Below are 12,717 nucleotides of genomic sequence, written 5' to 3' on the forward strand. Positions count from 1 at the left end.
GGAAGCCGGAAGCCGGAAGCCGGAAGCCGGAAGCCGGAAGCCGGAAGCCGGAAGCCGGAAGCCGGAAGCCGGAAGCCGGAAGCCGGAAGCCGGAACGGTGGAACACCATTCGTCCGAGCCGGCGCGTCCTGATCGTGGTGCGGTCGCCCGCGGCGCTGGATCGGTTGGCGGACGTCGCGCCGCTGCTGCTGTGCGACCGCGGGCTTGAGGTGTGGTTCACCGTCGACCCGGGGTCCCGCTTTTCCGGCAGCCTGAGCGAGCGGTTGAGCGACGCGGGCGCTCTCCTGCTGAGCTGGGAGAAAGTGGACCGGCACAAGTTCGACCTGATCGTCGCAGCGAGTGAGAACAGCGACCTCACCAGGCTGCGCGGGCCGATCGTGCTCCTCCCCCACGGCGCGGGCTACCACCGTCGCTCGCCACTCAACCGGGAGTGGCCTTCCGGTCTGCGCAAGACCGCGTTGATCCGCGGCGACCGCGTGCTCCCGACCACGATCGTCGTCGCCGACGCCCGCCAGGTCGACGTGATGCGCTCGGTCGACCCGCGCCTGCCCGCCCACGCGCTGGTGGCGGGCGACCCCTGCCTGGACCGCCTCCGCGCGTCCCGGCCGCACCGGGAACTCCACCGCCGCGCCTATCAGGCCGACGGTCGCCACCTGGTGCTGCTCTGCTCGACCTGGGGCCAGAACTCCCTCTACGGGCGCCGCCCCGACCTGGCCGAACGGCTCGTGTCCCACCTGCCCGCCGACGAGTACCGGGTGGTTCTCACCCTGCACCCCAACGTCTGGGAGCGCCACGGCCCGCTCCAGGTGAACGCCTGGCTGCGGCCCGCGGTCGCCGCGGGTCTCGTCGTCGTCTCCCCGACCCGGGACTGGCGCCCCGCCCTGCTCGCCGCCGACCTGGTCGTCTCCGACCACGGCTCGCTGACCTTCTACGCCGCGGCTCTCGGCCTGCCGACCCTCATCGCCGCCGACGGCGCGGACGAGGTCGTGGCCGACTCCCCCATGGCCGACCTCATCGCCCGCCTTCCCCGCCTCGCCGACGCCGACCGGGCGGAGATCACCAGCGCGCTCCGCGCCCCCGACGCCGCACCGCACCAGCCCGCGTCGAACGTCCTCATCGAGCACCTCTACCGCCTGCTGGGCCTGCCGAACGCCCCGGACGCCCCTGTCCCGCCCGCGGTGCCGGTCCCCGAGCCCGAGGTGCCCGAACCCGCGCACTTCCAGGTCAAGGTGACCGCGGCGCGCCGCCAGGACGACCGCGCGGAGATCACTCTGGAACGCACCACCGCCCGGTGGGAGACCGACAACTCGTTCCTCACCGCCGCCGAGCACTGCGCCGACCTCACGCTGCTCGAACGCGCGGCGGCGATCTACACCGAGCACCGCCACCCCGACACCGCGGCCACCCGCGCCAAGCACCTCCGCGACACCTTCCCCGGTGCCCGCCTCGCGCTCGTCCCCATCGATGAGACCCGGGTCGCGGTCGCCATCGACGGCGCCGTGCGCGTCGCGCGAACCACGGCGCCCGTCTCCGCCACGGCCGCGGCACTGCACTGGTGGTCGACCATCCCCCTGCCCGAGCGGCCGACCACCATCCATCTGCGCGCCGGAACGGTCACCGGAGTCGTGACGACCGAGGTCGACCCGTCCGCGTAATCCCATCGGTTGAACCCGCCCGCGCCTGTCCCCGGGCGAGCAGGCGAACGCGGACCGCCCCGGGGAGCACGCGGTCACCCCCCGCCATGTTGATCTGTGACCGGGGTTACACTGGGTGACACTCATCGAATCGACGGGCCACGGTGGATCTTGAGTTCAGCGATGATGGTCGAGGGAGACCCGGCAGGAAGGCAGGCCGAGGTCACCAGCTATATCGGTCGGCGACACGAGATCGCCGAGGCGCGCAAGCTGCTGGAAACCGGCAGGCTGGTCACGCTGACCGGGCCGGGCGGGGTCGGCAAGACCCGGCTGGCGCGCCGGATCGCGGCGGCGGTGGCGCGGCAGTTCGCCGACGGGGTGGCCTTTGTCGAGTTGGCCGAGTTGCGCGACCCCGAACTGCTGCCGAACCTGGTCGCCGACAAGCTGGGGCTGCGGGACCAGTCGGCGCGGGCCGCCGTCGACACCGTCGCCGAGTTCCTGCGCGGGCGCGCGATGCTGCTGGTGCTGGACAACTGCGAGCACCTGGTGGTCGCCTGCGCCCACCTGGCGGGCAGGCTGATGGCCACGTGTCCGCGGCTGGTGATCGTGGCGACCAGCAGGCAGTCGCTCAGCGTCGACGGGGAGCACCTGCTGTGGGTGCCGCCGCTGGCGGTGCCCCGAGAGGTGTGCTCGCCCGAGGAGTTGGCGAACTACGAGTCGGTCCGGCTGTTCGTGGACCGGGCGACCGCGGTGCTGCCCTCGTTCGAGATCACCGAGGAGAACTGCGCCGACCTGGCCGAGCTGTGCGTGCGGCTGGAGGGGCTGCCGCTGGCCATCGAACTGGCCGCGGTGCGGTGCCGGTCGATGTCGGTGCGCCAGATCGTCGAGCGGCTCTCGAAGCGGCTTTCGCTGCTCACCGTGGGAACCCGCACCGCGCCCGAGCGCCAGCAGACGCTGCGCGCCACGATCGACTGGAGCTACTCGCTGTGCTCGCGCGGCGAGCAACTGGTGTGGGAGCGGGCCTCGGTGTTCTCCGGGACCTTCGACCTGGCCGCGGCCGAGCACGTGTGCGGCGGGCCGGGAGTCGAGCGGGCGCAGGTGCTCGACCTGATCGACGGGCTGCTGGACAAGTCCGTGCTGATCCGCGAGGAGCACCAGGGCGTCGCGCGTTTCCGGATGCTGGAGACCCTGCGGGAGTACGCCCAGGACCGCCTCGACCGCGGCGGCGAGCGGCCGAGGGTGTCGCGGCTGCACCGCGACTGGTACGCCGGTCTCATCGAGCGGTTCGAGGCCGAGTGGCTCAGCGAGCGGCAGGCAGCCTGGGTGGACCAGCTGCGCCAAGACCACGCGAACCTGCGCGTCGCGCTCGACTTCTGCGTCACCGACCCCGCCGACGCGGTGGTCGGCCTGCGGATGGCGACCCGCATGGACGACTACTGGGGCATCCGCGGCTTCCACACCGAGGCGCGGCTGTGGCTGGACCGGGCGCTGGCCTCGGCGCCGCCCGACGCGCCAGAACGCGCGGCGGCGCTGCGGATGTCGGGCTGGTTCGCGCTGGTGCAGGACGACGTCAAGGCCGGGGTGGACCGGTTGACGCAGGCGGGCGAGCTGCTCGCGGCCCGCGCGGACCCGGTGCAGGAGGCGTACCTGGCGCACGCCTGGGGCATGGCGGCGCTGTTCAGCGGCGACCTGGCCAAGGCAGCCGAGGTGTTCGCCGGGGTGCTGGACACCTTCCGCGCGCACGGTGAGCTGCGCGGTGAGCTGTTCACCCTGTTCATCTACGGCTACACCCTCGGCGTCGGCGGCGACCCGGACGCGGGGCGGGCGATGCTCCGAGAGGCCGTCGAGACCAGCGCGGCGACCGGGGAGACGTTCTGGCGGGCGTGGGCGCTGTGGGCCCAGGCCCAGGTCGAGATCACCCACGGCGACATCGACGCCGCGGACCGGGCGGGCAAGCAGGCGCTGCGGCTGGAACGGGAGTTCGGCAACCGGCTCGGCGAGGCGTTCAGCACCGACCTGCTCGCCTGGATCGCGCAGCGGCAGGGCAGGCACGCGCGGGCCGCGATGCTCTTCGGCGCGGCGAGCGCGATCTGGTCGGCGATCGGCACCTCGCCGCGCATGTCGTCGGTGTTCGAGGGCCCGCACACCGAGCACATCGAGCTGACCCGGCGGGCGCTGGGCGAGACCGCGTTCCAGAAGGGTTTCACCGAGGGGCGCGCGCTGCCCAGCGACCTCGCGATGCACTACGCGCTGGAGGAGGACACCGCAGAGGTCGCGGTCGAGCCGGACCGGCTGGGCCCGCTGACCAAGCGGGAGTTCGAGATCGCCCAACTGGTCGCGGAGGGCCTGACCAACCGAGAGATCGCGACCAGGCTCACCATCGCCCGGCGCACCGCCGAGTCGCACATCGAGCACATCCTGACCAAGCTCGGGTTCACCACCCGCACGCAGATCGCCGCGTGGATCGCGCGCGATTCCGTCAGCCGCCAGTGACCGGGTCAGTTCTTTCGCGGAGGCTTGTTTTCTGGCGCCGGAATGGCTCCGGACGCGGCCGCGCTCAGGATGCGGCGGAACGTCGGGCATTCCAGGTGGCTGGGCGCTGAGCACGCCGCGGCGTGCCGCAGGCCGTCGCGCACGGCGGTCAGCTTGGCGATCGTGGCGTCCAGTTCGTCGGCTTTGGTCGCGAGCACCGCGCGGTCGATGCGCGGGCGGCCGTCCGGGGCGACCATGAGCGCGATCTCGTCCAGGGAGAAGCCCGCGGCGCGGCCAAGCGCGATCAGCGCCAGCCGCTCCAGCACGCCCGCGTCGAACACGCGCTTGAGGCCCCGCCTGCCGGTCGCGGCGATGAGCCCTCTGTCCTCGTAGTACCGCAGGGTGGAGGCGGGCGCGCCGGAGCGCCGCGCCACCTCGGTGATGTCCAGTTCCGCCATCGCCTGACCTCGTCGCCGGGAACCGCAACGGTACGGCTAGCCCTTCGCGGGCGGCAAACACGTCTTTCCCCGGCACGCCTACGTTGCGTGAGGCTCGGCGCTGGATCGGGGCCGATGCCGTCCCGGCGGAGTGGACTCGGCCGAATCCCGTTCCGCGGCAGGCTTTCCCTTGGTTTGCTCATCGCTGCGGAACGGTTTCCGCGCCCCTCGGGTGATCGAGTGTTCGAGAAGGGACCGAAGATGAAGTGCCACCGCGCACCACGCCGTCATGTCGGCAGAACCGCGATCCTGGCGTCGACGAGCTTGGCGATGCTGCTGCTTTGCACACCAGCCCACGCCGCGCCGGACAACGTGGACTTCGACGCGGGCGCGGCGATGGGAATCCCGGAACCCACGGCGGCACAAGGGTTTGTGCGCAACACCGTCCTGTGCCCGGAAGGCAAGTTCCCCTACGGCGGCGGCGCGGCGGTCGTCGGGGAAGGCACCCGCGACTTCAAAACCACCATCCAGGAAAGCTCCCCCGGCACGATCGGCGGCGGGCGGACCCTGTGGCTGGCGTCGGTGCGCAACAACGACACCGCCGCCCACACCGTAGGTGTCTTCGCCACCTGCGCCGACAAGCTCGCGGGCTACCAAGAGGTGACCAAGAAGATCACCATCGCCGCGGGCGGAGCCGAGCGCACCACGGTGATCTGCCCGTCCGGCAAGGTCGCCCTCGGCGGCGGCGCGGCGGTCGTCGGCGAAGGCACCCGCGACTTCAAAACCACCATCCAGGAAACCACGCCCGGCACCGTAGGCGGCGGCGCCTACTCCCTCTGGGCAGTCTCCATCCGCAACGACGACACCACATCCCACACCATCGGATTTTCCGCCGTCTGCGCCAATCCCCCGGCGGGCTACGAACTCCTCCGCCGCGACCTCACCGTCCCCGCGGGCGGCTTCCTCCGTGACATCGTGCGGTGCCCACCCGGCAAAGTCGCCCTCGGCGGCGGCGCGGCCGTAGTCGGCGAAGGCAGCCAGAACTTCAAAACCGCCATCCAGGAAACCGCCCCCGGCACCGTAGGCGCCAACGACCAGTCCGTCTGGCTAACCGCCCTCCGCAACAACGACAGCAAATCCCACCAAATCGGCCTCTTCACCACCTGCACAAACCCGCCCCCCGGCTACCACCGCGCCCGCCAGGACTACAGCGTCCCCGGCACCTGAGTCCACGACCCGACACGTCGGTGTGCTCGGCCTGACATCCCGGCCGAACACACCGACGTGTCCTCTCTTGTTCCGCCCGCACCGCTGACCATCGCCTACGCTCTCGCTCATGCCCTCATCCGTGTCGATTCCAGAGAAGACACTCGAACACTGGTCAAGCCAGTACGTGGCGTACCGCTACCACACCAAAGCCGCGCTGTGGTGGCCAGCCAGCGGAGAAGACATCGATGTCCGCTGGCTGCCGACCCGACCGGGAAAAGCGGTGCAATTGGAACTGAAGACGACGACGATCGCAGGCGCCGGTCTCCATGATGTGCTGATCGATCTGGGGCAGCTGTGGGAATACCGCCAGCGCCCACTTGGGCACCAGCCGTTTTACGTGTTCCCACGGCCGAAATGGAGAGACAACCTGGCCACCGCCGTGGCCGCCCGCGGCCTCAACATCACCGAACTGGCATTCGGCCGCAGCAAGAGCTGGTGGTTCGCGAACTGGATGAAACTGCTGACCACCGAGCAGGTCGCGAAAGTGCTCCATGCCGAACTGGCGGATCACGGCACGCCCCAGCGCGGCACGAAGAAGAGGCTCGTCCGGTTCGATCTCAGTGGCCCCTCGATCAAGACCACGTGGGGTCATACCACCGCAAACCCCTCGGCAAAACCCGAACCCGAACCCAGTCCCGTCAACTGGCGCGACTTCTGGCGCCAGCTTGAACGGTGCGGAAAAGCCACCTGGCCGCAACTCATCATGCTTCCGGCTCGGTTCGTTCGGAACCAGGAAGGTTACTCCCCAGAGGAAATCACCGCGCTGTTGCGGCAATCCGCGCAGATGGATTTCATGGACCAAGGGGAACTTGTGACACTCGCTCCAGAGGAGGACGACTTCTATTATCCGGTCTTTTCGGACCGCGCGGGCGACCTCGACGCACCAGAGAGCGTTGAAACCCGCGAGGGGGAAGACCGCAGGCAGCTGGTGTTCCTGGACGCCCAAGCGCTGCTTCGCCGATAGACAGTCGCCTTGCCGGGCCATATCGGGTGACGATGTCACGCGTCTGGTAGCGCGTCGACAACTGGGGTGCGCACGCTTTGGTAGATCACCGAGCTGCGAAAGCTCACCACCTCGCGCCGTTGGCTCAGGTGGTCGATTAGGAAAGCGTGTAGGTGTTCCAGATCCCGCACGGCGACATGGATCAGGAAATCGTCGTCTCCGGCGACGACGAAGACGGAGAGGACTTCCGGGAGGGTCACCAGGGCGCTTTGGAAGCCGTCGATCACTTGCCTGCTCAGGGGGCGTAGGCGGGCGGCGACGAACGCTTGGACGCGGCGGTTCAAGGGGGTGAGGGCGATGTCGGCGTGGTAGCCGGTGATGACGCCGCGTTCGCGGAGTGAGCGCACCCGTTCTAGGCAGGTCGACGGGGCTAGGCCGATGCGGCGGGCCAGTTCGCGGTTGGTTTGCCGGGCGTCCAGTTGGAGGTGGCGGATGATCGCCGAATCAAGTTCGTCCACGTGTCGATGATGCCCGCTTTCACCGAATGAAGTTCGGCGGGGCTCGTCAGGGCCGGTCAGGCGACCTACGCTCGCTGGCGGAAGCCGAACTATTGATGGGATTTCAGATGACGCTGGTCACCAAGCTCGCGGTTGTCCTGCGCGAGGACTTGGCGCCGAATCTGGCCGCCAACGCCGCCGCCGTTCTGGGGCTCAGTCTTGGCGGCAGGCTGGCCGATTCGCTCGGTCCGGACGGCAATGACGCCTCGGGGGGTGTGCACGCGGGGCTCAACACGCATCCGGTGCCGGTGCTGGTGGCCTCGCAGGCTCGGCTGCGGGAGCTTGGCGACCGGGCGGGTGGGGCCGATGACGTGCTGCTGGTGGGTTTCACCGAGGTCGCCCGGCGGGCGCGGGTGTATGAGGAGTATCTGGAGACGTTGGCGGTGACGCCGGGCGAGGACGTCGACTATGTCGGGTTGGCGTTGTTCGGGCCGCGGAAGACGGTCGCCAGACTGACTCGTGCGCTGCCGCTCATGCGATGACAAACCAAGTCCACTGTGGACGACGATAGAAAGTGGTGATCTTAACAGCTTTCCCTGTGCCTGCCAATGATCCTTGCGGTGGCCATTCGGGCAGTCGGGGTGTGGCCTTCCGCTGGCCGGGGCGGCGTTGTCGAGGGCGGCGGTGGGAGGAAATGCTTCCCTTCCGCACTACGGCACAGGGAGGACCCACATGCCCGAAACCATTGTCGGGGTGGTCAGCGTTCAGGCGACCGGTGGCGCGGAGATCGTGAAGGTCGACCCGGACTCCAACGCGGCGCAGGTTCTGATCAAGAACCACGCCGGGCTTCCCGTGCTCACCGTGAGCGCGAGCCAGGGTTCGCTGGTGCTGGGGGTGGTCGGGACCGGTGGCGAGATCATCCTGGCCGACGCCACCGGCGCCCCGGCGATGAGCCTGGACGCGAACTCGAAGAAGGTCCACGCCGGGACGCTGCTGCTGGGCAACAGCGTCGTGCTGGACAGCGGGGGCGACATCATCGCGGGCGGGAGCGGGAAGATCGGTCAGCTCTGGCTCAAGGACGGCGCGGGAAACACCACCGTGCAGGTCGACGCGGAGCCCGCGAAGATGATCGTCGGCGGCGCCACGGGCGGCGATGTCTGGGTCAACAAGGCCGCGGGAGTCGCGGGCGTGCACCTCGACGGGCAGACGGGCACAGTCGCCGCGGACGCCGTGACCGCAGGCGCAGTGGGGAAAGACGGCCACATCGTCGTGCAGGACGCGGCGGGGAAGGCGGTCCTGACCCTGGACGGCGCGAAGGCCGACCTGGTCGCGGGCGGCAACGGCAAGGACGGGACGCTGGTCATCCGGGACGCGGCGGGCAAGGACATCCTGACCATCAATCCCTTGCAGGGCAACAGTTTGATCGCCGGGGGCAACGGAAAGGACGGCTCGCTCAGCGTTCGGGGCAGCGGCGACCAGACCGTGGCGATCCTGTCCGGCGTCGGCCAGAAAGGCGGGCTCACCCTGCGGGCCGGGCTCCAGGAATCGATCTGGCTCAACGGCGGCACGGGAACCATGGAGGCGGGCGGCGGTGCCGCGGCGGGTGTGCTCCGGCTCAAGTCGACCGCGGGCGCGAACGTGGTGACCCTGAACGCAGCGACCGGCGACATCGACGCGGGCGGCGGCAGCACCAGCGGCGCGGTCCGGCTGAAGAACACCTCGGGCATCGACGTCATCACGCTCGACGCGTTGACCGGCGACATCAATGCGGGCGGCGGCAACGCGAACGGCGCGGTCCGGCTCAAGAACACCGCGGGCGGGAACGTCATCAGCCTCGACGCGGCCACCGGCGATGTGATCGCGGGCGGCGGCGGGAAGTCCGCTGAGGTGAAGCTGCTCGACGCGGCCGGGAAGGACACCCTGCACCTGCGCGCGGAAGACGGGATGCTGCGGGTCGGCGGCAACGGCCAGCACGGCGACATCCTGGTGCTGCGCGAGGACAACACCATAGGCGTCCAGATCAACGGCCAGGCGGGCGACATCGTGCTGCCCAACGCGGACTGCGCCGAGGAGTTCGACACCGCGGACGACCTGGAGATCGAGCCGGGCACCACCGTGGTGCTCGACGAGCAGGGCAGGCTGCGGCCGAGCAGCGGCCAGTACGACCGCAAGGTCGTCGGGGTGATCGCGGGCGCGGGCGAGTTCCGGCCGGGAATCGTCCTGGACCGCAGGCGCTCCACCGCGCCGAGGGCCGCGCTTTCCATGATGGGCAAGGTGTATTGCAAGGTCGACGCGGGCGACGAGCCGATCGAGGTCGGCGACCTGCTGACCACCTCGGCCACCCCCGGGCACGCGATGAAGGCGTGCGACCCGGCGCGGGCGTTCGGCGCGGTCATCGGCAAGGCGATCGGGTCGCTGCGCGGCGGGCGCGGGCTGATCCCGGTCCTCGTGGCGTTGCAATGAGGGGGCCGCGACCGTGACGAGCCTGCGCTCCCTCGGCCTGGTGCCGCCGCTGTCGGTCCGCGCGGTGGCCCACGAGCTCGGCATGTCCGGGCCGCTGTCGCTCAAGGCCCTGCTCGGCCTGCTGACCAAGCGCCCGGTCTACCTGGTCGCCCATCGGGTCAACGACCTGTCGGAAGTCGCGGCGGCGGTGGCCCAGGGCGCCAACGCCATCGAGTGCGACATCCAGTTCACCGACCACGAAGTCGAGTTCGTGGTGAACCACGACGTCGACTGGTTCCCGCTGAGCGACGCGATCAAGCCCTACCTCGACGGGCTGGCCCAGATCGCCCAGCAGAACCCGCACCTGGCGCTGGTCTACTTCGACATCAAGGACTCCGACCCGGCGCGCGCGGTGCGGCTGCGCGAGATCGTGCGGACGCACCTGACCGACAAGGTGGCGGTCACCGCGGCGTTCGCGCAGTCCAACACCAGTGAGGCGCCGTTCTTTTTGCCGATCAAGAACGGAGTCCGGCCGAGGGAAGGGTTCATCCTCGACCAGCAGACCAGCGCCGACGTCGTCGCCGAGTTCTTCGAGAACAACGGCATCACCCAGACCGGTTACGGCAACGGCATCTTCGTGGCGGGCTGGGACGACAACATTCCGCGCCAGGTCATGGATGGCGTGGCCCGGAAGTGGACGGACCGCAAGCTGCGGTTCGTGGGCGTGTGGACGCTGGGCGCGAAAAGCGCGATGCGCGACTACCTGGCGCTGGGCGTGGACTTCATCCTGGTCAACGACGTGTCGGCGATGGACGCGGTGCTCGACGAGCCCGCCGTGAAACAGCGGGTCCGGCGGGCGATCCGGGCGGAGAGCCCGTTCCTGCCGACCGACCGGCCCGGTTACGTCCTCACCGTGCGCACCGCGGTCGGCGGCGCCACGGGCACCGACGCCCGCATCACCTTCACCCTGACGGGCGCCAAGGGCTCGGTCTCGACCACCATCAACGCCTACCCGAACACCATGTTCGAAAGCGGCAACCTCAACCGGGTCTCGCTGATCGGGACCGATGTCGGCGCCATCCAGAAACTGACCCTGTCCCACGACGGCAGCGGCAACGGCCCGGACTGGACGGTGGGCACGGTCGAGGTGCGCAAGACCGGCTCGGCGACGTCGCAGGAGTTCGTCTTCAACCAGGAGATCACCGTGGGCCAGCAGGTGTCGCGCACCCCGTCGTGACAGCTGTTGACGCAACCGGATGGTTGCCATAGTGTGGCAACCATCCGGTTGCTACTCAGTGGAGGCTGTCATGGGATTTCCCGATCGCATCGAGCGGACCGTCGAACTCGCCCACCCGCCGGGCAAGGTGTGGGCGGCGATCACCACGGCCGAGGGCCTGGGGACCTGGTTCGGCAACGAGGCGGGCATCGACCTGCGCCCGGGCGGGGCGGCCTGGATGCGGTGGACCGACGGGCCGACGGTCGCGCTGCGGGTGGAGCGGGTGGAGGAGCCGACGGTGTTCGGGTTCACCTGGCCCGTTCAGGGCCTGCCCGAGGACGACCCGCGGCGCACGTATGTCGAGTTCACCCTCGAACCGGTCGACGCGGGCACCCGGCTGACCGTGGTCGAGACCGGTTTCGCCCAACTCCCGGACGACACCCACCGAACGGAGTACGACGCGCACGTCCAGGGGTGGGCGAGCGAGGTGGGCGAGCACCTGGTCGACTACCTCGATGCCGCCTGACACCGAGGCCATCGCCGAACAGGTCTTCACCGCCCTGGCCGACCCGAGCCGACGCGCCATCCTGGCGGCCTTGGCCACCACCGGCCCCGCCACCGCGACGGACCTGGCTGACCACCTGCCCATCACCCGGCAGGCCATCGCCAAGCACTTGGCCCTGCTGTCCGACGCGGGCCTGGTGACGGCCGAACCCGGCGAACGCCGCCGCGTGCGCTACCGCCTGCGCTCGGCCCCCATGCGGGTGGCACAGCAGTTCCTGGCCGCCCTAGCCCGCGACTGGGATGGCCCTCTGGACGCGTTGAAGAACCACCTAGACCAGTCCGACTGACCCTTCACTTCTCTTGCCACGAAAGCGAATCACCATGTCGACTATGCGAACTCCCCCCATCGTCACCCCCCAGGAATGGGAAGCCGCCCGCGAGCGCCTACTCGTGCGCGAAAAGGAAATGACCCGAGCCCGAGACGCACTGGCCGCGGAACGCAGGCGCATGCCTTGGCTACGGGTGGAAAAGGAATACACTTTCCAAACCCACAACGGCGAAGCGACCTTGCTGGACCTGTTCGAGGGCCGCCGCCAACTCATCGTCTACCGCGCCTTCTTCGAACCCGGCGTCTTCGGCTGGCCCGACCACGCCTGCCGAGGCTGTTCCCTGGTGGCGGACCAGGTGGCCCACCCCGCCCACCTCAACGCCCGCGACACCACCCTGGCCTTCGTCTCCCGCGCTCCCCAACCGGACATCGAGCGCCTCAAAACCCGCATGTCCTGGCCCATCCCCTGGCACACCATCACCGACGACTTCGACAAAGACTTCAACGTCAACGACTGGCACGGCACCAACGCCTTCATCCGAGAAGGCAGTCAGATATTCCGCACCTACTTCATCAACAACCGAGGCGACGAAGCCATGGGCAGCACCTGGAGCTACCTGGACATCACCGCCCTAGGCCGCCAAGAAGAGTGGGAAGACTCCCCCCAGGGCTACCCCCAAACCCGCCCCTACGAATGGTGGAACTGGCACGACGAATACAGCGACGCAGAAATTTCCGAAGGCTGGCTAGCCAAAATAGCCGAACCAGGCGCGATCGCCCCCACCAAAGACAACAACGCAGAACAGTCAGAACAGTCCGGATGCCGCTGCCCTGACTAACGGCCCCGCTGGCCAACCCGCCCCCCAACCAGGCCGAACCGACGCTCGCCCAGTGCTCGATGGGGTGGAGTGGTTTCTTTGGGGGTGAAGGAAGATCCCTAAACTCGCCGTGGTCGTGGGGCCGAAGGCTCCCCAC

At 69.4% G+C, this 12,717-nt stretch carries 12 protein-coding genes; 10 read left to right on the top strand and 2 right to left on the bottom strand.

Annotated elements, in window-relative coordinates; genetic code table 11:
- The first annotated feature begins 137 nt into the window (after positions 1-137).
- Together ACZ6SD_RS32120 and ACZ6SD_RS32125 are read left to right on the top strand one after the other, a co-directional pair.
- Positions 138-1,655: a hypothetical protein gene (locus tag ACZ6SD_RS32120; protein ID WP_465320784.1), complete on the top strand. Its 1,518-nt coding sequence runs from the start codon at positions 138-140 to the stop codon at positions 1,653-1,655.
- A gap of 162 nt (positions 1,656-1,817) precedes the next feature.
- On the top strand, positions 1,818-4,127 hold the full coding sequence (locus tag ACZ6SD_RS32125; RefSeq protein WP_465320785.1) for an ATP-binding protein: 2,310 nt from the start codon (positions 1,818-1,820) through the stop codon (positions 4,125-4,127).
- 5 nt (positions 4,128-4,132) lie between these two features.
- Here the strand turns inward: ACZ6SD_RS32125 and ACZ6SD_RS32130 are convergent, their stop codons facing one another.
- Complete coding sequence (locus ACZ6SD_RS32130; protein WP_465320786.1) at positions 4,133-4,564, bottom strand: helix-turn-helix domain-containing protein; 432 nt, start codon at positions 4,562-4,564, stop codon at positions 4,133-4,135.
- Between the two features lie 309 nt (positions 4,565-4,873).
- Here ACZ6SD_RS32130 and ACZ6SD_RS32135 point away from each other — a divergent pair, with 309 nt between their 5' ends.
- Both ACZ6SD_RS32135 and ACZ6SD_RS32140 read left to right on the top strand, forming a co-directional pair.
- Positions 4,874-5,770, top strand: coding sequence for a hypothetical protein (locus ACZ6SD_RS32135; RefSeq protein ID WP_465320787.1), 897 nt, complete (start codon positions 4,874-4,876; stop codon positions 5,768-5,770).
- Positions 5,771-5,879: 109 nt separating this feature from the next.
- Positions 5,880-6,776, top strand: coding sequence for a hypothetical protein (locus ACZ6SD_RS32140; protein ID WP_465320788.1), 897 nt, complete (start codon positions 5,880-5,882; stop codon positions 6,774-6,776).
- 35 nt (positions 6,777-6,811) lie between these two features.
- Here the strand turns inward: ACZ6SD_RS32140 and ACZ6SD_RS32145 are convergent, their stop codons facing one another.
- Complete coding sequence (locus ACZ6SD_RS32145; RefSeq protein ID WP_465320789.1) at positions 6,812-7,273, bottom strand: Lrp/AsnC family transcriptional regulator; 462 nt, start codon at positions 7,271-7,273, stop codon at positions 6,812-6,814.
- Between the two features lie 107 nt (positions 7,274-7,380).
- Here ACZ6SD_RS32145 and ACZ6SD_RS32150 point away from each other — a divergent pair, with 107 nt between their 5' ends.
- From ACZ6SD_RS32150 to ACZ6SD_RS32175, 6 genes are all read left to right on the top strand, one after another.
- The gene (locus tag ACZ6SD_RS32150) at positions 7,381-7,794 is read left to right on the top strand and encodes a DUF2000 domain-containing protein (protein WP_465320790.1); all 414 of its coding nucleotides are present in this window, start codon (positions 7,381-7,383) and stop codon (positions 7,792-7,794) included.
- A gap of 190 nt (positions 7,795-7,984) precedes the next feature.
- Positions 7,985-9,715, top strand: a complete 1,731-nt coding sequence (locus ACZ6SD_RS32155; RefSeq protein ID WP_465320791.1) for an autotransporter outer membrane beta-barrel domain-containing protein — start codon at positions 7,985-7,987, stop codon at positions 9,713-9,715.
- A 13-nt stretch (positions 9,716-9,728) separates the two neighbouring features.
- Complete coding sequence (locus tag ACZ6SD_RS32160; RefSeq protein ID WP_465320792.1) at positions 9,729-10,931, top strand: PLAT/LH2 domain-containing protein; 1,203 nt, start codon at positions 9,729-9,731, stop codon at positions 10,929-10,931.
- Between the two features lie 70 nt (positions 10,932-11,001).
- Positions 11,002-11,436 (top strand): SRPBCC domain-containing protein, encoded by a 435-nt coding sequence (locus ACZ6SD_RS32165; protein ID WP_465320793.1) that lies wholly within the window; start codon positions 11,002-11,004, stop codon positions 11,434-11,436.
- Positions 11,426-11,761, top strand: a complete 336-nt coding sequence (locus ACZ6SD_RS32170) for an ArsR/SmtB family transcription factor (protein WP_465320794.1) — start codon at positions 11,426-11,428, stop codon at positions 11,759-11,761. The genes ACZ6SD_RS32165 and ACZ6SD_RS32170 overlap by 11 nt, the downstream gene beginning before the upstream one ends.
- Positions 11,762-11,804: 43 nt before the next feature.
- Positions 11,805-12,581 carry a DUF899 domain-containing protein gene (locus ACZ6SD_RS32175; RefSeq protein ID WP_465320795.1) on the top strand — a complete coding sequence of 259 codons (777 nt, stop codon included), beginning with the start codon at positions 11,805-11,807 and terminating at the stop codon, positions 12,579-12,581.
- Positions 12,582-12,717: the final 136 nt, after the last annotated feature.

It is taken from the genome of Actinokineospora sp. NPDC051303, assembly GCF_055586285.1.